18 protein-coding genes are annotated in these 22,084 nt (G+C 70.4%); 6 read left to right on the top strand and 12 right to left on the bottom strand.

All coding sequences use genetic code 11. The features are described from left to right. Window positions 1-313: 313 nt before the first annotated feature. Together GA0070619_RS04840 and GA0070619_RS04835 are read left to right on the top strand one after the other, a co-directional pair. Window positions 314-1,387 carry a right-handed parallel beta-helix repeat-containing protein gene (locus GA0070619_RS04840; RefSeq protein WP_088946946.1) on the top strand — a complete coding sequence of 358 codons (1,074 nt, stop codon included), beginning with the start codon at window positions 314-316 and terminating at the stop codon, window positions 1,385-1,387. A 27-nt stretch (window positions 1,388-1,414) separates the two neighbouring features. Continuing rightward, window positions 1,415-3,763, top strand: a complete 2,349-nt coding sequence (locus GA0070619_RS04835; RefSeq protein WP_088946945.1) for a family 20 glycosylhydrolase — start codon at window positions 1,415-1,417, stop codon at window positions 3,761-3,763. Between the two features lie 75 nt (window positions 3,764-3,838). Here GA0070619_RS04835 and GA0070619_RS04830 read toward each other — a convergent pair whose 3' ends face one another. The 3 genes from GA0070619_RS04830 to GA0070619_RS04820 form a co-directional block, all read right to left on the bottom strand. Continuing rightward, on the bottom strand, window positions 3,839-6,616 hold the full coding sequence (locus GA0070619_RS04830) for a discoidin domain-containing protein (RefSeq protein ID WP_231927266.1): 2,778 nt from the start codon (window positions 6,614-6,616) through the stop codon (window positions 3,839-3,841). Window positions 6,617-6,765: 149 nt separating this feature from the next. Next, entirely contained in the window at window positions 6,766-7,545 is a 780-nt protein-coding gene (locus GA0070619_RS04825) for a DeoR/GlpR family DNA-binding transcription regulator (protein ID WP_088946944.1), read from the bottom strand. A gap of 242 nt (window positions 7,546-7,787) precedes the next feature. After that, window positions 7,788-10,130 (bottom strand): beta-galactosidase, encoded by a 2,343-nt coding sequence (locus GA0070619_RS04820; protein ID WP_157743901.1) that lies wholly within the window; start codon window positions 10,128-10,130, stop codon window positions 7,788-7,790. A gap of 360 nt (window positions 10,131-10,490) precedes the next feature. On the opposite strand from GA0070619_RS04820, the gene GA0070619_RS04815 reads away from it, so the two are divergent. After that, a complete protein-coding gene (locus GA0070619_RS04815; protein WP_088946943.1) occupies window positions 10,491-12,215 on the top strand; it encodes an exo-alpha-sialidase in 1,725 nt (574 codons plus the stop codon). Between the two features lie 71 nt (window positions 12,216-12,286). On the opposite strand, the gene GA0070619_RS04810 is transcribed toward GA0070619_RS04815, so the two are convergent. The 7 genes from GA0070619_RS04810 to GA0070619_RS34020 form a co-directional block, all read right to left on the bottom strand. After that, window positions 12,287-12,910, bottom strand: coding sequence for a malonic semialdehyde reductase (locus tag GA0070619_RS04810; RefSeq protein ID WP_088946942.1), 624 nt, complete (start codon window positions 12,908-12,910; stop codon window positions 12,287-12,289). Continuing rightward, window positions 12,907-13,467, bottom strand: a complete 561-nt coding sequence (locus tag GA0070619_RS04805; protein ID WP_088946941.1) for a flavin reductase family protein — start codon at window positions 13,465-13,467, stop codon at window positions 12,907-12,909. The genes GA0070619_RS04810 and GA0070619_RS04805 overlap by 4 nt, the downstream gene beginning before the upstream one ends. Further along, window positions 13,464-14,798, bottom strand: a complete 1,335-nt coding sequence (locus GA0070619_RS04800; RefSeq protein ID WP_088946940.1) for an LLM class flavin-dependent oxidoreductase — start codon at window positions 14,796-14,798, stop codon at window positions 13,464-13,466. The genes GA0070619_RS04805 and GA0070619_RS04800 overlap by 4 nt, the downstream gene beginning before the upstream one ends. 11 nt (window positions 14,799-14,809) lie before the next feature. Next, entirely contained in the window at window positions 14,810-15,676 is an 867-nt protein-coding gene (locus GA0070619_RS04795) for an ABC transporter permease (protein ID WP_088946939.1), read from the bottom strand. After that, window positions 15,669-16,514, bottom strand: coding sequence for an ABC transporter ATP-binding protein (locus GA0070619_RS04790; RefSeq protein WP_172861976.1), 846 nt, complete (start codon window positions 16,512-16,514; stop codon window positions 15,669-15,671). The genes GA0070619_RS04795 and GA0070619_RS04790 overlap by 8 nt, the downstream gene beginning before the upstream one ends. Continuing rightward, the gene (locus tag GA0070619_RS04785) at window positions 16,511-17,542 is read right to left on the bottom strand and encodes an ABC transporter substrate-binding protein (protein ID WP_088946938.1); all 1,032 of its coding nucleotides are present in this window, start codon (window positions 17,540-17,542) and stop codon (window positions 16,511-16,513) included. Before GA0070619_RS04785 ends, GA0070619_RS04790 begins: the two co-directional genes overlap by 4 nt. Window positions 17,543-17,672: 130 nt before the next feature. Further along, entirely contained in the window at window positions 17,673-17,750 is a 78-nt protein-coding gene (locus GA0070619_RS34020; RefSeq protein ID WP_349881247.1) for a putative leader peptide, read from the bottom strand. Window positions 17,751-17,998: 248 nt separating this feature from the next. Between GA0070619_RS34020 and GA0070619_RS04780 the strand changes: the two genes are divergently transcribed. Continuing rightward, window positions 17,999-18,178, top strand: a complete 180-nt coding sequence (locus tag GA0070619_RS04780; protein WP_053653605.1) for a DUF4236 domain-containing protein — start codon at window positions 17,999-18,001, stop codon at window positions 18,176-18,178. Window positions 18,179-18,251: 73 nt separating this feature from the next. On the opposite strand, the gene GA0070619_RS04775 is transcribed toward GA0070619_RS04780, so the two are convergent. Together GA0070619_RS04775 and GA0070619_RS04770 are read right to left on the bottom strand one after the other, a co-directional pair. Next, window positions 18,252-19,136, bottom strand: a complete 885-nt coding sequence (locus GA0070619_RS04775) for a hypothetical protein (RefSeq protein WP_088946937.1) — start codon at window positions 19,134-19,136, stop codon at window positions 18,252-18,254. 24 nt (window positions 19,137-19,160) lie between these two features. Then, entirely contained in the window at window positions 19,161-19,682 is a 522-nt protein-coding gene (locus GA0070619_RS04770; RefSeq protein ID WP_088946936.1) for a VOC family protein, read from the bottom strand. Between the two features lie 49 nt (window positions 19,683-19,731). Here GA0070619_RS04770 and GA0070619_RS04765 point away from each other — a divergent pair, with 49 nt between their 5' ends. Both GA0070619_RS04765 and GA0070619_RS04760 read left to right on the top strand, forming a co-directional pair. After that, complete coding sequence (locus GA0070619_RS04765) at window positions 19,732-20,193, top strand: MarR family winged helix-turn-helix transcriptional regulator (RefSeq protein ID WP_088951553.1); 462 nt, start codon at window positions 19,732-19,734, stop codon at window positions 20,191-20,193. Between the two features lie 57 nt (window positions 20,194-20,250). Next, the gene (locus tag GA0070619_RS04760) at window positions 20,251-21,873 is read left to right on the top strand and encodes a tetratricopeptide repeat protein (RefSeq protein WP_088946935.1); all 1,623 of its coding nucleotides are present in this window, start codon (window positions 20,251-20,253) and stop codon (window positions 21,871-21,873) included. Window positions 21,874-22,084: the final 211 nt, after the last annotated feature.

The raw sequence follows: 22,084 nt of genomic DNA, 5'->3' as shown, positions 1-22,084 counted from the left end.
TCAGGATGTTGCAGACCCTAGGATCTGACCCTACTGCCGTCAAGGTCTCCCAACCCGCCTGGGGCCGGTGTACGCCGTTGGGCCGCCCCACAGGCGCGAGGATCAGCGAGGAGTGGGGAGGCGTCGGAGTCGGTCGGTGAGCTGCCACGCGGACGACACGAATATTGCAGAAAGTTGCACAGATCGCACACCTCAGACGACAGCACGGACGGCCCGACCGGGCGTCGGGGAGCCCTTGACGAGTATCGATAAGGCTCGTAAGTTCGTCCGACATCTGACGTAGGACAATCCCCCCGCTGTCCGAAGGACAACCATGACCACAGGAATCTCCCGCCGCGCGGTCGCTGTGGCGGGTGCCGCCGGTGCCCTCGCCGCCGTCGCGCCGCCCGGCCGGGCCGACGCCGCGATCGTTTCGACGTCCCTCCCGGTCCTCGGCGTCACGGACGACTGGAACGCCGTCCTCGCCCGCACGCCCCAGGTGCAGCTCACACCCGGTGCCACATACACCCTTACCGCTCCTGTCGCGCTCCCCGATCGCTGCGTCATCGTCGGCAACGGCGCGACGGTCACCGTCGCCAACGATCAGACTGGCGCCCTGTCCATCGCGGGTCGCAGCAGTGTCACCATCAGCGGAGTCCACTTCCTCGGACGCCAGGCCAGCCCGGTCGACTCAGCACCGCAGTTCGCGCACGTCGGCATACGGATCAGTCGCAGCACCGGCGTCCGGATCCTGGACTGCGACTTCACGAACTGGCGCGGCGCCGGCCTGGCGGTCACCGGGTCGACGGCGGACGACTACTTCGGCTACCGGCTCAAGGTGAGCGGCAACGCCTTCCACCGCTGCTACTTCGGTGTCTCGATGGCGGACCGCAGCGAATACTCGCAGTTGACCGCGAACAGCTTCACGTCGTGCCGACTCGCCATCTGGAACTCGTCGGGGAACTGGACGATCAACGGCAACGTGGTCGTCGGTTGCTACGGCGCCTACTACTCGTTCGCCCAGACCAGCCCGTACGGCGCTCTCACCAGCGACAACTGGGGGCATGGCAGCCTGACCGGCAACACCGTCAACCACTCCAACGGCGGCGTGCCCGTGCGGTGGAGCACCGCGTTGGCGTTTCCGATCGGCGGGGTCGACCGCAATCCCGGCACCGGCGTCGTCGTCGACGGCGTCCTGCCGCCGACCTTCACCGGCAACACCCTCTGGTACAGCGACATCCGCGCCACGAACCTGCTGGGCACCCGCTGGATGCTGTCCGGCTGCACCCTGTCCAATCTCGCCGTCAGTTGCACCGGCTCCGTCCCGGTGCACCTGGTGGGAACGCAGGCCAACAGCGGCAACCTGCCCCTGTTGCAGGGCAACGTCAAGGATCTTCTGCCGCTCTGAGCGTCACCCGACCGGAGGTAGGCGACAGTGTTCCCATCCCGCAAACAGCGTCTTCTTTTCGTACTCGCCGCCCTGCTGGCCGGCGCGGGGCTCCAGGTTCCGTCGGCGGCGCACGCGGCCAACCCGGCACCGCAGGTCGCGCCGAGCGTCCGGGAATGGACGGGCGGCACCGGCGTCTACACGCTGACCACGACCTCCCGGATCCTGGTGGACCCCGCCCACACCGCCCAGTTGTCGACGGCCGCGACCGCGTTACGCGTCGACCTCGGTGCGATCAGCGGTGTCGACGTACCTGTCATCTCGTCGGCGGCGCCCGCGACCGGCGACATCCTGCTCACCCTCACCACGACGGACGCCGGCATCGGTGACCAGGGATACCTGCTGACCGCCGGCCCGAACGTCGTGGTCCGAGGAAACGCGGCGGCCGGCGTGTACTACGGCACCCAGACCCTCCTGCAGATGATCAAGCAGAGCGCGACGGCGACCACAGTGCCGGCGGGAACGATCCGGGACTTCCCGCAGTACCGCGAGCGCGGGTTGATGCTCGACGTCGGCCGGCACTTCTACGAGATGGACTATCTCGAGAACCTGTTGCGCCGCATGGCGTGGCTGCGCCTGAACACGCTGCGCATGCACTTCACCGAATGGAACGGCTTCCGGCTCCGCAGCGACCGGTACCCCGGTCTGGCGTCTGCCCAGTCCTACAGCAAGGCCGACCTGCGCCGGATGCAGGATGTCGCCAAGCGGTACCACATCACCATCGTTCCCGAGATCGACCTGCCCGGGCACGCCACCACGATGACGACGTACGACCCGACGACGCGGTTCACCTGCCCGTCGATGGACTACGCGCCCTGGCCCGGTGGATCGAACGGCGGTTGGACGCTCAACCTGACCAAGGACTCCGCCCGGACGTTCGCCATGAACCTGCTGTCGGAGTTCGTGCCGCTCTTCGACGGCCCCTACTTCCACATCGGCGGCGACGAATACCAGAACGACGCCGCCAAGAACAGCTGCCCTGAGCTGGTCAGCTACGCACAGGCACGCGGCTTCCCGTACACCGGCGACGTCTTCACCGAGTTCATGAACCTGATGAACGACAAGGTGCGGTCGTACGGCAAGACAGCCCAGCTCTGGAACTGGTGGGAGACGAACGGCCAGCAGACCAGCATCAAGCCGTCGACCAGCATCGTCCTCACGCCGTACACCGGGTCGCTGAACTACTTCTACAACCTGGGCTACACCGTGGTCGGCGTTCCGGAGAGCACCCTGTACGTGACTCCCGGCCTGAACCTCTACGTCAACGCCAAGAACGTGTACGAGAGCTGGACTCCGGACACGAACGCGAAGGTCAACGGCTACAAGATCGCGCGCTGGTCGGATGCTGTGGAACACCAGACGGACGAGTGGTTCGACCAGTACGCGAAGCGGCCGACGGAGGTCCTCGCCGAGCGTCTGTGGGGTGGCCCGCGGTCGAGCACCGTGGAGGCGTTCTTCACCCGCGTGGACGCGATCGGGGACGCTCCGGGCGTGCCGAGCGTGGTCCAGGTCAACGACGACACCACGGGAACCGGCGACAACCAGTTCAGCTACTCGGGCACCTGGCAGTACGGGACCAACGGCGCCCGGCAGTTCCAGGGCGACGACCACTACAGCAGCACGCTCGACAGCGCGTACCAGGTCCGGTTCACCGGAAACAAGGTCAAGCTCTTCGCCGCCAGGGCGGCGAATCACGGGCGGGCCGGCGTCTCGATCGACGGTGGCCCGGAGACGGTGGTCGACCTGTACTCCCCCACGCGGGTGGACCAGGCGATGGTCTTCACCAGTGGACTGCTCGCGCAGGGCTCGCACCTCCTGCGGGTGCGGGTGCTGAACAGCAGGAACGCCAGTTCGTCCGGCACCGCGGTCACGGCGGACAAGGTCGAGGTGTCCCGGGCGGCGACGCCGGCCGCCGCGTTCGACCCGTCGACCGGGTACCGGGTCGTCAACCGCAACAGCGCCAAGGTGCTTGAGGTGCCGGTCGGCAGCGGGGACGGCGGTGGCGCCATCCAGTGGTCGAGCAACGGCGCGGCGCACCAACGGTGGACTCTCGTCGAGGCCGGCGGCGGCTACCACCGCATCGTCAACCGCAGCAGCGGCAAGGTGTTGGACGTGTCCGGCTCATCCACCGCCGACGGAGCGAGCGTCGTGCAGTGGACGAGCCACGGCGGCGCGAACCAGCTGTGGAGCGTCATCCCGGTCGGCGCGCACTACAAGATCATCAACAGGAACTCCGGCAAGGCGCTCACCGTGGCGAATGCCGCGACCAACGACGGTGCCGCCGTCGTCCAGTGGACGTACACGGGTGCGGCCAACCAGCAGTGGTCATTGTCCTAGTCCCGTTTTCGGTCCCGGTACTGGCCGTGGCCCGTCGGACAGGCCGGCAACCCTGTCCGACTGGCCACGCGGGGATCAGCTCCCCGACGTCACCGGGGTTCCGGTGATCGCCAGGTCGGCCATCGTCGTCCAGGGACCCCGGGCGCCAGCCTCGCTCAGTGCCCGCAGCCGCACGTACCGGCCGCTGCGGAAAGCGCCGAACGGCACCACCTTCTGCGTCGACGTGTCGGCGAAGGTCCCCGACGCCACCGGGGTGCCCCAGTTGCTCGGGCTGTCCGAGACGTACACCTCGTAGCGGCCGATCCGGCCGTTCACTCCCCCGTCCTGCCGTGGCAGGTACCGCAGCCCATCCATCCGGTACGTGGCACCCAGATCGATCTGGATCTCGTGCGGCAGGGGCGCGGCCGTCGACGACCAGGCGGTGTGCCAGAAGGTGGCCGGGTTACCGTCGAAGGCGTTGGTAGCAGCGCCGTTCTCCGCGCTGGTCTCCTCGCTGTCGGCGTACACGAGGCGCCAGCCGTCCCTCGGGATCGGTGGCGGCGTCGTACTGGTGCCGGCGACCGGCAGCACGGCGCCGTCGATCCGGGTCTGGAACGCGGTGTTCCGCGCACCGGCCTTGATCCACAGAACTCCGTCCGCGTAGAACCATCCGCTGCTGGCCGAGTCGTAGGAGGCGCGCGTGCTCAGCGGCGGCAGCGTCCGGCCGGCGACTGTGACCGCCTGCGGAGCACCCGCCAGGTGCACGCTGAACTCGTAGGACCGCGACGACGGCTTGCCGGCGTACGTGCCGGTGGAGGCGCCCACGTCCACGGTGACCGTTCCGGTGCCGGACGTCGGCGCCGTCATCTGGACCTGCTGGGTGGCATAGGCCCCGTTCCGGTAGGCGCGGGTGATGCCGTCGTCCTCGTAGAGGGTGAAGCTCGACGCGCCGCGCGGATACAGGTCGTAGGTGAGTGTGGAGACCGGTTTCTCGCCGGTGTAATTCATCTGCGGCCACATCGGCACGATGGAACCGCCCTTGACGAACAGGGGCAGCCGGTCGAGGGGTGCGGCGTACCCGTTCAGCGTGAGTGGCCCCTGGTACACCCGCCCGGTCCAGTAGTCGGTCCAGGTGCCGGCCGGCAGGTAGATGCCGTCGCGCAACTCGGTGTCGGAGACCACCGGCGCCACGAGGAAGGCGTCGCCCGCCATGAACTCCCCGGCGGTGGCGTTGCCGCGGGCGACCGGGTCGTTGGGATACTCCAGCACCAGGGCCCTGGTCGCCGGCACGCCGGTCACGCTGGCCACGCGGCTCATCGTGTAGTGGTACGGCATCAGCCGCATCTTGAGCTGGAGGTACCTGCGGTTGATCGACAGGTACGGCTCGGCATAGCGCCAGGGCTGCTTGTCCTGGTAGCCGGGCGCCGGGTTGGTCGCGCCCCAGCCGGACATCGTCATGAAGGCCGGCGTGAACGACTTCCACTGCAGGTCCCGCACGTAGGTGTTCGGGCTGCCACCGAAGATTCCGTCGACGTCGCCGGTGGCGTAGTTGAAGCCGGACAGCCCCGCGCCGGCTACGGCCGGCACGGTCCACCGCATGTCGTCCCACCGGCCGTACGTGTCACCGGTCCAGACAACGGCGTTGCGCTGGCTACCGGCCCAGCCGTCGACGGTCCACACGTAGCGGCGCGCGTCGGAGTTCCGCTCGATGCCGTCCACAGCCTGTTGCACACCACGGAACGCGTCGCGGTAACCGCCGCCCACCCAGGCGACGTCGGTCTTCACGCCGCGCGAGCCGGCGGTGCCGACCTCCGAGTCGATGGACCCGAGCCCGGCGGATGTCCACAGACCGGTCTGGAAGCCGAGTGCCTTGGCGCCCGCCACTGTCGACGGCAGGTCGGTGTAGCCGCAGCCGTACCCGTCGTTGGGCAGGAACCACCCGGACGGCATGTTCTTGGCCCGGGCTTCCCGCGCGTACGCCAGCACGTCGGGAGTCCGCTGGTGCCCGGCCCGGTTGTGGTCGCCCTGGTAGGTGGGGTTGGACGCGTTGAAGCAGTCGGCGTTGCCGAGTTCGAGGCCCCACATCGGGCTCAGGAACGGCTTGCCGGTCACGTCGGTGTACGCGCCGAGCACCGCCTTGAGCGAATCACCCACGAAGTAGTACGCGTCGAAGCGTTCCTCGTTGTGGGTGGTGGTCACCGGTGCGGTGAAGCCGTAGGAGCCGGCTGCCCAGGTGTTGCGCAGGACGCCGTAGCCGTTGGTGGACAGGTAGAAGGGCGCCGGGCTGGCGTTCGTGTTCTCCCGCCACTGGTTGTCCACGGCGATGGGCACCGTCTTGTCGCGGAGCGCCCACTCGCCCAGCCGAAGGCCGGTGCCGTAGAACTGCTCGTCCGCGTCGCGTACCAGCCGCTGCGTGGTCCGGCCGGCGGACCAGTCCAGCGGTTGTGCCTCCCGCCAGACCGGCCGCCCGTCCGGGCGGAGGACCTGCATGGTCAGGGGGTTCTTGTTGATCCGGATGACCACCGCCGCGGTGGTGATGCGGAAGGCGGTGCCGTCGTCGGTCACCGTGCTGGCGACCCCGCCGAAGTCGGTCCGTACGGTGATCTCGTTCGCCGCCGGTTCGGTGAATGTGCCGTTGGGTGCCGCCCAGACGCGGAAGATGTCCGCGCGTGTCAGCGTCACCCGGATGCGGGCGGCCGTGTTGGTGGCGATGGTGTACGTGTTCCCGGCCCGCGTGAGGCCGGTGGCGCTTCCCGGTGTGCCGGCATGAGCGGGTACGGCTTGCAGCATTGCGGCGAGCAGGATGAGGGCCACCACGGCGGCCCGGACGGCGGTGCGGGGGCGACGGAACGCGGGCAGCGATGACCAGATCATCGATTTCTCCCGGTGTGGTGAGGGGTCGACGCGGCTCCAGACATTCACGAGGGCCGATAAGCAGGGATGCTGCACCCACTTGACTCAAGATGCAAGAAATCGGCGACGATTTCGCATCGAGTTCCATCTTTGCCGTCGAGAGACGCGCGTCAGACCCGCACCACCTTCACCCCGGCCTGCTCGACGAGGCTCACCTGCTCCGGATCCGCCGCCCTGTCGGTGATCAGGGTGTCGATGTTGCCCAACGGACAGATCCGGTTGAAGCTCCGGCGGCCCAGCTTCGAGGCGTCCGCCACCACGATCGTTCGCGCGGCGCTCGTCACCATGACGTGGTTGACCGCCGCCTCGCCGTCGTTGTGCGCGCTGGCGCCGTGCTGGTGGTCGATCGCGTCCACCCCCAGCACCACCACGTCCAGCGCCACGGACGCGAGCATCGTCTCCGCGATACGGCCGACCAGCTCGTACGACTGCGGGCGGGCCGTCCCACCGGTGAGCACCACCCGGATGTGCGGCCGCACGATGAGTTCGTGGGCGATGTTCAGCGCGTTGGTCACCACCGTGTTCGCCGTCGTCTGCCCGTTCGGGTCGGTGCGCAGCGCGAGAGCCCGGCCCACCTCGGTCGTCGTGGTGCCCCCGTTGAGCCCCACCGTGCTCCCCGGCGGAATCAGTGCGACGGCTGCCGCGGCGATGCGCTGCTTCTCCGATGCCTGCCGGACCGCCTTGTAGCGCAGCGGCAGGTCGTAGGACACGTTCGTGACGACCACGCCGCCCCGGGTACGCGTCACCAACTGCTGCGTGGCGAGCTCGTCGAAGTCACGTCGGACGGTCGCCGTGCTCACGCCCAGCTCGCGGGCGGTGGATTCGATGTCGAGCTGACCCTCGACCGCGACCATCTCCAGGAGTCGGTGCCACCGCTCGCGCTGGTTCACGTCTCACTCCGGTCGCTCGGCCCGCCCATGCGCCCATCCTTGCATCCCTGATGCAAAGTTCCGTACCGCACCACGGCGGAGCGGGCCCGGGAGCGCGGGGTGGACATCACGCGTCGGCGAGCCCGTGCCGATGAGGGCCGGTAGGTGACCTCTGCGGTCGCCGCACCGCAGCCGGTCGCCTGCCCGGCCCTCACCGTCCCGGCCGAACCGCTGGTCCGGCCGGTGTCATGTCGCCCGGGGCATCAGCTCGGGGTGAGCCGCCAGTGCTGGGAGGCGCTGCCGGTGTCGCTCTGCTGCACGATGGCGGCACCGTTGGTGGTGGCCCCGCCGGCCACGGCGAGGACCTTGCCGGTCTGCACGTTGACGAGTTTCACGAAGTCGCCGGTGGCGGTGACGACCCGCCACTGCTGGTTGCCGCCGCCGGTCGCGCTCCACTGGATGACCCGCGCCCCCTCAGCCGTGGAGCCGGCCTCGACGTCCGCCAGCAGCCCGGAATTGACGCTGGTCATCGTGGTGACGCCACCCACCGCGCCAGCCATCAACCACGCCTGGTTGGTCCCGCCGTTGGGGGTCCACTGGATCAACTGCACGCCGGTGACCCGGGACAGGTCCGGCACGTCGAGGGCCTTGCCGCTGGCCCGGTTGACCACCGTGTGGCGGACGGCGCCCGACTGGCCGCTCAGTGTGGCCTCGAAGGAGATCGGCTGCGCCTGCACCTGGTGCAGGTCGAAGACGACGATCTCGTTGGCCCCCACCCGCAGCCACGGCGCCGGGCAGTAGAGCCGCTGCTGTGGCCCCACCTTCCAGTAGCGGCCGAGGTTACGACCATTGACCCAGACCACGCCCTTGGTCCACCGGGACATGTCGAGGTACGTGTCGCCGGTCTGGGTGAGATTCACCGTGGCCTTGAAGAAGATGCCGGGCCGCGAGCTGTTGGTGATCACCGGACGGAGGCCGGCCACGAACGCCTCGTCGACGGGCAGCAGGTGGGTCTGCCAGTTGGTCAACGTGCCGGTCAGGGTGCCCGCGTCGACGAGCGACACCCGTTCCGTAATGCCCTTGCGGTCGACCAGGGCCTGACCGAAGTTGTTGCGGCCCATGCCCTCCACCAGGATGTCGAGCGTGGGACTGCCACTGGCCGAGGTCTTCAACGCCAGCGGCGCGTCCTGCACGGTCACCCCGAGCGGGGTCGTGTAGGCCGCCGGGAGGTTGCTCCGGGACAGACCGCCCTGGTACACGCCGTCGAGGAACACCGTCGCGTAGTCGCGCACCGACCTGATGTCCAGCGTCGCCCGGGTGTAGCCGGGCAGGACCCGGCGGTACAGCATGAAGCCGGAGTTCTGGCCGTACATCTCCATCGGTTGGGGGTTCGTCTGCGTCGACAGCGCGGCGGGCAGGTTGTCCCACAGCGAGGCGTACGGCGTCGGCACCACCGCCTGAGCGCCGGTACGCACGATGGTGGGGTTCGGCGCGGGCACGGCCGGCAGCGTCACCCCGAGGGCCGTGCCGATGATCTCGCGGTAGGTGGGGTACAGCCGCGACGGGCCGCCCTGTTCGTTGATCGGCGCGCCGTAGTCGTAGCTGGTGATGTCCGCCTGGTAGCCGGTCCCGTTGTCGGCGGCGTTCGCGCCCGCGGAGTACCCGAAGTTCGTCCCGCCGTGGATCATGTAGAGGTTGAACGACAGCCTGCCGGCCATCAGGCCCCGCAGCTGGGTGGAGATGTCGGTGTTCGACCCGGCGAAGCCACCGTCGCTCCAGTGCGTCAACCAGCCCGTGTAGAGCTCGCCGGACATGGCCGGGACGGTCGGGAAGGACTGCCGGGCCGCGGCGATGGCCGCCGCGTCACCACCGCTGAGTGCGATCGCACCGCCGGCCACGACCGTTCGGTTGCCCTGCACCTGGCCGAGCCCGTCCTCGGTGTAGAACGGCCCGGTGATCCCGGCGGCCAGCCACAGTTGCCGCAGTTCCTCGAGATAGACGGCGTCGCTGCCGTACGACCCGTACTCGTTCTCGATCTGGACCATCAGGATCGGCCCACCGTTGGCCACCATGAGCGGCCTGACCTGCGCGGCGAGCGCGTTGACGTAACGCGTGACGGCCGCCATGTAGTTGGGGTCGGAGGCGGTGCGGACCCGCAACCTGATGTTCGGGTTGCGCAGCAGGTACGGCGGCAGACCACCGAGGTCCCACTCGGCGCAGACGTAGGGGCCGGGACGCAGCAGCACGTACATGCCCTCGGCCTGGCACAGCCGGATGAAGCCGGCGATGTCCCGCCGGTCGGTGGTGAAGTCGAAGACGCCGGGCCGTTCCTCGATGTGGTTCCACATCACGTAGATGGCGATCGTGTTCATGCCCATCGCCTTGGCCATCTGGATCCGGTGACGCCAGTACTGCACCGGGATGCGGGACGGGTGCATCTCCCCGCTGCGGATCTGGAACGGCTGACCGTTGAGCAGGAAGTTGCTGCCATCGGCGGAGAACCCGAAGACCTGTGCCGCGGCCGCAGCACCGGCCGGGCCGCCCGACGCCAGCATCGCCGCGAACGGACTGAGCACACCCAGGGTGAGGAGTTGGCGCCGTTGCATGGTGTCTCCTTCGGACAGGCATCGTCGGCACGCCGGCGGCGGCCGAGGGCCGGGACGGGCCGGGTCGCCAGCGTGTCGACAATGATCGATGTAGAGCGAGCCTGCCAGACGATGCAACAAGATGTAAATATCTAAGCTCGTTTTGCATCTTCGATCATCTGCGTCCGCAATCGAGCCCGCACGCCCGCACCTGGCAGCCGCCCACGGGTACCCGAGCGTCGATCTATTGACGACCCGCCCGGCGCCCCTTAGCGTCTTGGACGTCAGATATCCGACGTCTTATGGCTAAGTTCTCCGTTCCTCACCCCCGTCCCCGGAAGGACATCCCCCGTGTCTCCTGTCCGAGTACTGACGCGCCGAGTGACGGCGGTCGTGGTCGCCGTCCTCGGCGTGGCCGCGATCCTGCCCGCCACGCCAGCTCACGCCGCCCCCGCCGGTGTGAGCGCGACGGCCAGCGCCGACTGCACGACCGGCCGGCTCAACCTGCGGCTCACCAACGGCAGCACCACCTCGCAGACCTTCACCGTCACCTGGCCGGGCCGCACCAACTCCCCCTGGACCCGCACGGTCGCCGCCGGCAGCAGCAGTAACGAGCTGTACTGGACCCTGCCGGCGGGCACGGCGTACACGCTGCGCACGACCACGCCGACCGGACTGGACGACACCTCCGCCGGCATCTTCCACTGCGGCACCGGCATGTCCGCGGTCGCCAGCTACGACTGCACGGCCGGCCGGCTCCAGCTCGCGGTGGAGAACCGCACCACCACCGCCCGGGACTTCACAGTCGCCTGGCCCGGGCGCACCGGATCCCCGTGGACGCGCACCATCGCCGCCGGCGGCAACTACCTGCACTACTGGACGGTCGGCGCCGGCACCACGTACACCCTGCGGGTCACCGCCCCCGGTTTCGACAGCACCCTGCGGGGAACCGCCGGGTGCGGCCTGGCCGCCGGCACCCCGCAGATGAACGCCACGACGGTCATCAGCACGCAGTCCGTCATCCGCAACCTCAACGGGCCCAACGGCCGCTACGACGGCACCTCCGCCTCGGTCCGCATCCCGGGCATGGCCGTCACCAACAACGGCACCGTCATCGCCGTCGCCGACGCCCGGATCAACGGCTCGTACGACCTGGGTGGCGGCACCAACAACATCCAGATCGCCATGACCCGCAGCACCGACGGCGGTCGCACCTTCGACCAGCCGCGCATCATCCACGCCCCCGCCACCACGAGCGAGGGAGCGGGCGACCCCAGCCTGCTGGTGGACCGCAAGACCGGCGTCGTCTACTGCTTCTACACCTACTCCCCCAAGCCGGGCATCAGCTTCTGGTCCGGCTCATCCGGTCTCAACACCGCGAACGACCCGAACAGCCTGCACCTGCAATACATCACCAGCAGGGACAACGGCGCCACCTGGAGTGCCCCGGTCGAGCTGAACCCGACCATCAAGGTGCCGACGTGGCAGCAGGCGTTCTTCTCCTCCGGTCACGGCATCCAGAGCAGCACCGGGCGCCTGATCCAGCCGTTCGTCTACCGGGACGGTGCGGGTCTCACCCAGACCGGCAACATCTACAGCGACGACAACGGCGCGACGTGGCAGCGCGGTGGACCCGCCGGCGGCAACATCAACGAGAGCAAGGCGATCGAGCGTGGCACCGGGGCGATCGTGCAGAACATGCGGCACAACAGCACCCGTAGCCGGTTCTACTCCACCTCCACCGACGGCGGCGCGACGTTCGGACCGGCCACGGCCAGCGCCCTGCTGACCGATCCGCTCTGCAACGCCGACGAGATCTCCTACCTGCGCCCGTCGGAGCTGGGCACGAACGGCGCGCCGGTGCGGACCCGTACCGCGCTGTTCAGCAACAACGCGGCCCCGGCCGCGCGCAACGACCTCACCGTCCGGCTGTCCACCGACGACGGTGCGAGCTGGCCGGCGCGGGCACTGGTCAAGCCCGGCGGTGCGGGCTACTCCACGATGGCCGTGCTGAACGACGGCACGATCGGCAACCTGTACGAGGTGGGCAACACCGGAGGCATCTTCTTCGCCCGCTTCACACTGGACTGGGTCAAGGGCGCCTGATCCGCGCAACTCCCGTCCCCGGTGCCGGCACCACGCCGACACCGGGGACGGCCCTTTCCCCCGGCCACCGCTCAGCCGGCATCGTCGACGGTGCGGATCACCTCCCCGGTGTCCAGCCGGGGCAGACGTTCGTGCGAGGCCTCGGGGCCGGGGTGCCCTAGATTGAGCAGGAGCAGCACCTCGTGGCGACCGTCGGGGAAGAACTCCCGCCGCACGCCTGCGGCGTCGAAGCCCGCCATCGGGCCGGCGGCGAGACCCGCCGCGCGGACACCGACGATCAGGTAGCCGATCTGCAGGGTGGCGTTGAACCGGGCCTGCTCGACCCGCGCCGCCCGGTCCGCCAGCCAGTCCCGCGCCTGCGGACGGCGCGGATACAGCTCGGGCAGCCGCTGGTGGAAGTCCACGTCGGCGGCGAGGACCGCGGTCAACGGAGCGGCGGCCGTCTTGGCCCGGTTGCTGCTGGAGACGTACGGCAGCAGTCGGGCGCGCGCCGCCGGTGAGCGGAGCAGCAGCACGCGCAGGGGCTGGCCGTTGTACGCGGTCGGCCCGTACCGGATCAGGTCGTGGATCGCCGCGATCTGGGCGTCGGTGACCGGCTCGTCGGTGAACGTGCTGGCCGTGTGGGCCGCCCGAAACAGCAGGTCCTGGGCGGCCCGGTCCAACGCGAGCAGGTCCGGCGTGGTCGGTGCGCTCACACCTCGACCGCCGTGGTGTAGCCGCCCTGGTGGTGCACCAGCGGTGCGCCGTCCCCACCGTCGCCCAACGCGAGCGGCTCGGCGATCACCAGCGTGTGGTCGCCGGCCGGCACCCGGTGCACCACCCGGCAGAGCAGCCGGGCCAGCACTCCGGTCAGCAACGGCACCCCGAAGGGCCCCGGCGTCCAGTCCGGGTACGCGGCGAACCGGTCGATGCCGCTGGTGGCGAAGACGGCGGCGGCCTCCCGTTGCCTGGCGGCCAGCAGGTGCACAGCGACGTGCTCGGCTCGGGCCAGCACCGGCCAGCTCGACGACGCCGTCCCGAGGCAGAACGAGACGAGAGGTGGATCCAGCGACACTGAGGTGAACGACGTTGCGGTGAATCCCGCCCGGACCGGTGCGCCGATCCCACCCAGGCAGGCGGGGTCGGTGGCGCGGGCAACGGCGGTGACCACTGTGACGCTGGTGGCCTGCCGACGCAGCAGGGCACGGAACAGGTCCCGGCTCACCGGCCGCAGCTCGGCGGCGTCCGTCGTCGGACGCTCCACCGTGGTCACGCCGACACCAGGGTCGACGCGGCGTACGCGCTGACCGGTCGGGGCAGGCCGTAGTGCTCGCGTAGCGTCCGGCCGGTGTAGTCGCTGCGGAACAACCCGCGGGCGCGCAGCACCGGCACCACGTGGTCGACGAAGTCGGCGAGCCCACCGGGCAGGTGCGGCGGCATGATGTTGAAGCCGTCGGCGGCGCCCTGGGTGAACCACAGCTCGATCTGGTCGGCGATCTGCTCCGGGGTGCCCGCGACCACCCGGTGACCCCGGCCGCCTCCGAGCCGGCCGATCAACTGCCGGATCGTGAGCCGTTCCCGGCGGGCCAGCTCGGTGACGAGCTGGTATCGGCTCTGGTGGGCCTGCACGGTGCCGGAGTCGGGCAGCTCCGGCAGCGGCCCGTCCAGCGGCAGGCCGGTCAGGTCGACGCCGAGGATCCCGGAGAGCTGGGCGAGGGCGTAGTCGGGGACGATCAGCTCCTCCAGCTCGGCGGCGAGCGCCTGCGCCTCGGCCTCGGTGCCGCCGATCACCGGCGCGATGCCAGGCAGGACCTTCACCAGGTCCGGGTCCCGGCCCGCGGCGGTGACCTGCCGTCGCAGCTCGGCGTAGAAGCCCTGCCCGTCGGCGAGGGTCTGCTGTGCGGTGAAGACCGCCTCGGCGTAGCGGGCGGCGAAGGCGATCCCGTCCGGTGACGAGCCGGCCTGCACCAGCAGCGGCCGGCCCTGCGGCCCGCGGGGGATGTTCAGCGGGCCGCGGACCTGGAACTCCGGCCCGCGATGGGCCACCTCGTGCACCCGGTCGGTGTTGGCGAACACCCCGGCCGTGGTGTCGAAGACCAGCGCGTCGTCCTCCCAGCTGTCCCAGAGCTTGATCGCGACGTCGACGAACTCGGCGGCCCGCCGGTACCGGTCGGCGTGCGCGGGGTGGCTGTCCCGGTTGAAGTTGACCGCCTCCCGCTCCTGCGCGGAGGTGACGATGTTCCAGCCGACCCGGCCGCCGCTGAGATGGTCCAGCGAGGCGAACTTGCGGGCGGTGTGGAACGGCTCGTTGTAGGTGGTGGACACCGTCGCGATGAGACCGATGTGCTCGGTCACCGCGGCCAGCGACGCGAGCAGGGTCAACGGTTCGAAGACGGCCTGGATGTTGTGCCGGGGGTTCGGCCCGACCGAGAGCCCGTCGGCGAGGAACAGCGAGTCGAGGGTGCCGCGCTCGGCGATGCGGGCCAGGTCCTGGAAGTGCCGCACGTCGGTGACCCGACGCGGGTCGGTGCGGGGGTGCCGCCAGGCGGCCTCGTGGTGGCCGACGCCCATCAGGAACGCGTTGAGGTGCAGGGTCCGGGTCATTGGTGTCCGTCCTATCCGGCGGATACGTCGACGCGCCACGTGGAGAAGCGACGTTCGAGGGCGACGAGGAGCTGGTTGACGACCAGGCCGATGGCGGAGATCGTGATGATCCCGGAGTACATGTCGGCGATCGCGAAGTTGTACTGCGCGTAGTTGATGAGGTAGCCGAGGCCGGCCTTCGCGCCGACCATCTCGGCCGCGACCAGCACGAGAATCGAGTACGCCCCGGCCAGCCGGACGCCGGTGAAGATCGTCGGCACCGCGGCCGGCAGGATCACCTTCTGGAACAGCCGCAGGTGGTTGAGCCCCATCGAGCGGGCCGACCGGATCAGCAGCGGGTCGACCCCCTTCACCCCGGCGATGGTGTTCAGCAGGATCGGCCAGGAGCACGCGTACAGCACCAGGGCGATCTTGGAGGTCTCCCCCAGGCCGAGGATGAGCACGAACACCGGCAGCAGGGCCAGCGCGGCGGTGTTGCGGAAGACCTCCAGCAGAGGGCTGAGCAGCTCGGCGAGTGGCCGGTACCAGCCGATCAGCAGGCCGAGCGGGATGGCGGTGAGCACCGCCAGGCCGAGCCCGGCCAGTGACCGGGTGAGGCTCGCACCGACGTGCTCGGCGAGCTGCCCGCTGCGCAGCAGCTCCCACCAGGCCACCAGCACCTCCGACAGCGGGGGCAGGAAGACCCGGTCCACCAGCCCGAGCCGGGGTGCGCCCTCCCAGGTGGCGGCCAGCGCGGCGATCGCGACCGTGCGGTGCAGCACCTTCCCACCGACGCCGAGCAGGCGACCGGCGAGGGCGGGCCGGGTGGCGTCGACGGCCGCTGGGGGCACGGCGGGTGCGGCCGCCAGCCGGGTGGGACGTTCGGCGATGTCAACCAACGCGGGCCTCCTCGGTGTGGCGGACGCCGGTGCCCTCGGCCGCCTGAGCGGCACGCACCTCGTCGCGCAGCAGGGTCCAGATCTCGTGCCGGTGGTGCCGGAACGCGTCGGTGGAGCGCACGTCCTCGACCGCGTCCCGGTCACCGAGGTCGATGTCGATGACCTGTTTGAGTCGTCCAGGCCGGGAGGTCAGCACGGCCACCCGCTGACCGAGGTGCACTGCCTCGTCGATGCCGTGGGTGATGAACACGATGGTCTTGCCGGTGCGGGCCCAGATCCGCACCAGCTCGTCCTGCAACGAGTCGCGGGTCTGCGCGTCGAGGGCGGCGAACGGCTCGTCCATCAACAGGACGTCCGGGTCGTACGCGAGGCTGCGGGCGATCGCGACCCGCTGTTTCATCCCACCGGACAGCTCGTGCGGGTAGCGGTCGGCGAAGCCGCGCAGACCGACCAGGTCCAGGTGGTGCTCGATCAGGGCGGCACGGTCGGCCCGGGGCACGCCCTTGGCCTCCAGCCCGAACGCGACGTTGCCGGCGGCGGTGCGCCAGGGCAGCAGCGCGTACTGCTGGAAGACGATGCCCCGATCGAGGCCGGGGCCGGTGACGGGCCGACCGTCGACGAGCACCTGGCCCGCCGTTGGCCGGGTGAGCCCGCCGAGCAGGTCGAGCAGTGTGGATTTGCCGCAACCGCTGGGGCCGACGACGACCAGGAACTCGCCGGGGCGTACCCCAAGGGTCACCTGGTCCAGCGCGGTGACCGCGCCAGCGCTGCCGCGCCGGGTGGCGCGGACTCCGAAGGTCTTGCTCACCTTGTCGAAGAGGATCTTGTCGGTGCTCACGCGCCGCCCCCGTCCACGAAGGGGTTGAAGCGGTTGGTGTAGATGTCGGCGGCCTTCGGCCGGTCGCCCCTGAGCTCGCCCTCGGATGCGAGCCAGTCGATCCAGGTGCCGAACTCCTGCTCGCCGATCACGCCGCCCCGACCGGCGACGCCGCTGCTCTTCCAGTACGTGACCAGCGACGGGTCCTCGTTGCGGCCTCGTTTGCCGATGATGTCCCGCATCCGGGTCACCACCGTCTCCCGGGACTGGGTGCGGGCCCACTCGATGGCCTTGCCGACCCCGGTGACGAAGGTCCTGACAGTCTCCGGGTTGCGCTTGATGAAGTCGTCGCGGAAGACGTACGTGCCGCCGCTGAACGCGCCGAGCAGCTCGTAGTCGGTGAAGATGGTGCGGATGCCGCCGCTGGCGACGGCCTTGTCCCGGATCACCCCGCCGAGCACCGCGACGTCGATCTGCTTCTGCCGCAGCGACTGCTCGGTGTTGACCGGGGGTAGGGCGACCAGCTCGACCTGCCTGGTCTCGGCGGGGGTGAGCCCGCCGCGGGCGAGCCAGGTCTTGAGCACGGCTTCGGCGTGTGCGCCGAGGGTGTTCATGCCGACCTTCTTGCCGATCAGGTCGCGAGGGTTGCGGATCGGGCTGTCGTCGAGCACGTAGTAGCCCTGGAAGGTCTGCGCGTCGGAGCCGTAGTAGCTGACCACGGCCGTGATCGGTGCGTTGGCGGCGGCGAGTTTGACGATGGCGCCGTTGAACGCGCCGCCGAAGTCGCTCTGCCCGGTGGCGGTTGCCTGGATGTCCTGCGGGCCGCCGGTGACGTTGCCGATCCAGTTGAGTCTGACGTCGCCGAGGTAGCCGAGGTCGGCGGCGAGTTCGGGGAGGGTGACCTGGCCGACGGAGCCCTGGTAGCGCAGCTCGGTGGTCTGGCCGCCGCCGGCTGCGGCGTCGGCGCCGCAGGCGGCCGTGCCGGTCAGCAGGGTCAGGGCGGCGACGGCGCCGAGGGTACGCAGGATGGCGCGACGAGGTGGGGACATGAGGAGTCTCCTGATCTGTCCACGGTGGGAGCGGGGACGCCCGAGGTGGGCGTGAAGGCACGCTGCTCCGCGTTGAGCGGGCGGGCGGTGGGAGTGCGGCGCTGGAGCCGAGCCGGACGAACCGGTCAGCTCAACAGAGCGCGCTCGCGTGCCGGACCAGGTCGACGTGCACACGAGCGGTGAGGAGAAGCTCATCCCGCTGCGACATGACCTCATGTTGCCGGGCACGGGATCGAGCGGTCAACGGTCTTCCAGCAGATGAGACTTTCGCCGCTGCCGATGTTACGGAGTGCCCTCAGCAGCGTTTACCGTGCCGCAACACCTATCTGTTGGATAGAGATTCGGGTACGCGGCTGAGCACTGTCCAGGACGGACATTGAGAGGGTTTCAAAAGTTGTCGGTTCGGGCATGTTCGATCTCGACACGGCAGGGAACGGTGACGAGGGGAGACCTCCGATGGGCCTCATGTTTCGCAAGCGCAAGAAGTACGGTCCGATCATCCTGAACTTCACCGAGAACGGCTTCTCCTCGTGGAGCATCAAGATCGGTCGCTGGTCCTGGAACTCGAAGGCCAAGGCGCACCGGGTCGACCTGCCGGGTCCGCTGTCTTGGAAGCAGGACAAGTCCCGGTCGTAATCATCCCGGGAGTCGAGCGGGGTGCCGGTGATTCACCGGCACCCCGCTCGGCGTCTGTGGGGGTGCGGGATGCTCAGCGCGCCAGGGCGATGATCTCGTCGCCGGCCAGCCGGCCAGCGTCGCGGTCGCGCCGCACCTCACCCGCGTCGAGCAGGTCGGCGAGCGCCCGGTTGGCGTCGGCGGCACGGTAGACGGTCGCGGTGAGGGTGTGCCGGCGCAGTTCGGTGACCGGCCGCGACCCGCCCTCACGCAGCTCGGCCAGCAGCTCGCGGATCAGTGGTTCGAGGTCGGGATCGCCGGCCACGTCGACAGTCGCGCCCATCGGGTCGGCCGGGTCGCGGTAACGCACGTCGAGATCCGCGCCGATCGCCCAGAGCGCGTCGCGGACCGCCTCCAGGCTCCGGTCGGATCGGCTGCCGAATGCGATCACGCCGGCCCCGTCGCCGTCCGGCAGCACCGGCGCCACCTCGGCGACCAGGGGGAAGCCGGCGGAGACGAGCGCGTCACGGGCGCTGTCGCCGGTGTGCAGCAGCAACTCTCCGGTGCGACCGTTGGTCGCGGCGGTGAGCAGTTTCGGCGTCACGGCGCCGGGCAGGTCCACGAAGGAGAACAGCGGGGCGCCAGCGGCCCCGGCGGCCTTCACGGCGACCGGAAGCCGGTATGGGTCACCGGGCAGCAGGTGCACGGTGACCTCGGCGGGCAGCTCCGCCTCGATCGGGCCGAGTCGGGCCGGCAGGTCGGCGGCGCCGTCGGCCAGCACCAGCACCGTCACCTGCCGGCCGCGCACCTGGTCGCCGTGCGCGGCGACCAGGCGCAGCGCGGCCTCCGCGCTGCCCGCGGTCGTGCCCGCGAGTGCGACGGTGGCCCGCCGGGAACGGTGCAGGGCCGCGGGCAGCCAGGTCGTCAACTGGCGGACCAGCAGCTCGCGGAGGAAATCAGTGGTCCGGTCGGTCGGCATCGGTCCGTTCTACCGTACGACCGATCAGGCCGGGACGGAGATCCCCACTCCGCCCCTGGTCTGCCCGCCGTAGCGCTGCCGCTCGGCGTCCAGGTCGAGCCGACCGATCTGCTTGCGGGCGGCCAGCGCGCTGTCGTCGAGCAGGTCGGCGGGGATCAGCCAGACGATCTCGAACTCCAGACCGTCCGGGTCCTTGCCGTAGAGGCTCTTGGTCGTGCCGTGGTCGGAGGTGCCGGCCAGCGCGCCGGCGGCGGCGAGTCGCTCGGCGGTGGCGGCCAACTCGTCGAGAGTGTCCACCTCCCAGGCGAGGTGGTAGAGGCCGACGGTGGCCCGACCGGCGGTTGACCGCCCGGCGGTGGCACCGATCTCGAACAGGCCGAGGTCGTGGTCGTTGGTGGAGTCGGGGGCCTGGAGGAAGGTGGCACCCCGGAAGCCGTCCGGGGTCATCGCCACCGGGCGGAAGCCCAGCACGTCGCTGTAGAACGCGACACTGCGGGCGAGGTCACTGACGTAGAGGACCGCGTGGTTGAGCCGGTGGATACCCATGACCCGAGACTAGCGCGGTTTGGTTGAACGTTCAACTACAGGGGATATGATGGCTGTCATGACCCGCTGGCTGGACCCCGACGAGCAACGCACCTGGCGCGCGTACCTCACCGCCTCCCGGGTGCTGATGGACACGCTCGACCGCGAGCTGCAACGCGAGGCGGGCATGCCGCACGCGTACTACGAGATCCTGGTCCAACTCTCCGAGGCACCCGGCCGCCAACTGCGGATGAGCGAGCTGGCCCAGGCCGCCGGCTCGTCGCGCAGCCGGCTGTCGCACGCCGTGGCCCGGCTGGAGGCCGCCGGCTGGGTGCGCCGCGAGGAGTGCCCCACCGACCGACGAGGGCAGATCGCGGTGCTCACCGACGAGGGTTTCGCCACCCTCGCGGCCGCCGCGCCCGGCCACGTCGAGGGGGTACGACGGCACCTGTTCGACGCGTTGAGCCCCGCCCAGGTCGACCAGCTGCGCCGGATCAGCGAGACGTTGGCCGAGCACCTGACCGGATCCTGACCAATCGACACCGGCGCGGGTCTTGTACTTACCGTCGTCGGATGAGCACGATGGGGCGTGTCTTCCGGCTTCGGCGAACTGACTGATCAGGCGCACCACCTCGTGTCGGCCGGTGATCTGGCCGGCGCGCAGCAGTTGCTCTCCGACGCGCTCACCGACGCCGACCCCCGCCCGGCCAACGCCACCGGCGAGCTGGCCGAGGCGGCCAGCCTCCAGGCGCGGGTGCTGGTGGCTCTCGGTGAGCCGCACTCGGCCCGGGGGTGGGCCGCGTTCGCGTACGCGGCCACCACCCGACTGCACGGCCGCTCCGACCCGCGCACCGTGGCCGCCGCGGCGACCCTGGCCGCAGTGCTGCACCGGGTCGGCAGCCATTCGAGGGCCGCCCGGCTCTACCAGGAAGTCATCATCGAGCTGACCGCACAGGACGGTCCGGAGTCGCTGCGGGTGCTCGCGGCGCACGCCGACCTGGCCACCGTCGAGTACGCCCGCGGGCAGTGCACGGTGGCCCGTGACCGGCTCCAGGATGCCTGGGAGCTGCACCGCGAGGTGTACGGCGACGGGCACCCCAGCGGCATCAAGATGCTGGCGCGGCTCGGGGCGATGCAGCGGGACTGCGGGCAGTTCGCCGAGGCGCACGACAACCTGGCGCTGGCCCGCGAGCTGTGCCGGCAGCACCTGCCCGCCGACGACCCGCTGGCGGCACAGGTGGCGACGCTGGCCCGGGCGGCGGCCAACCCCGACCATGCCTGCGCCGAGGCCCCGCCCACGGCCCGGGACACCCCGGTGGTGCCGGCAGCTCGTGTCCCTCCGCACCGCGACGACCCGGGCGACTCCGACTACGACCCGCCCGCGCCTCCCCCGCACCACACCGGGGCGGCGGGCGGCGGATCCGTTCCGAACCCCCGGGTGCCTGCCGACGAACCGGTCGGGCCGGCGGGCACCAGATGGCCACCCGAGCCGACGGGCGAATCCTCGTCGTACACCACCGACACCCCGGTGCCCCCGTCCGTGGTCGGGCTGGCCGGCGGCACGGAGGAGCAGTCCGGGGTGTACAGGCTGCGCCGGGCCGACGCGCACCCGCCGTCCGACCCGTACGAGCCGTCCGACCCGTACGCGCCACTTGAGCCGTACACACCGTCCCGGCTGCTGCCGGTGCCCGTGCACCGGGTGCCGTCGGCGCAGCGCAAGCGGCTGGTGCCGGTGCTGGTGGCTGGCGTGGTCGTGGTCCTGCTCGGCGCCGCCGCCGTGATCGCCGGGGTGGCCCAGGTCGACGGCGACGACGAGCCGGCCCCGCCCCCGGCGAGCGGCTCCCCCAGCGCCACCTCACAGGCCAGCACCGCCTCACCGGCCAGCACCGCGCCCGCCTCCACCGGCACCCCGCCGCCGTCGGCTGGCCCCGCGGCACCGCCCGGCAGCCCGCCCGGCGCGGTGACGCTGCGCGACAGCCGGGACAGCATCGCGCTGAACTGGACCTACCCTGCCGGCAGCGAGGGCCCGGTGGTCATCGCGGGTGGCCGGACCGGCCAGGACCGCAACGTCTTCGCGACCCTGCCCGCCGGCACCACCAGCTACGTCATCTACGCGCTCAACCGCACCAACGACTGGTGCTTCACGGTCGCCGTCGTCTGGTCCACCGACACCGTCGCCAGCTCAGAGCAGGTCTGCACCCGCCGCCGCTGACCCGCCCGGCACGCCCAGCCGACCACACCCGCGCCGGCCAAGCCCCGCCGGCCCCGCCCTGCCGACCTCACTCACCGTGGCTTGCCCACTGACAAGCCTGCCGTGACATTGCGTTACCTCCGGCGCGCCCAGCCACACATCCCACCTCGCCTTTGCTCTGCTTACCTCGATGCACCACCGCGGACGAGCAGCGGAGACGTCGCGGCAGCCG

Source organism: Micromonospora zamorensis, assembly GCF_900090275.1.
GTDB lineage: Bacteria > Actinomycetota > Actinomycetes > Mycobacteriales > Micromonosporaceae > Micromonospora > Micromonospora zamorensis.
This window is presented reverse-complemented; position numbering and strand designations above follow the sequence as displayed.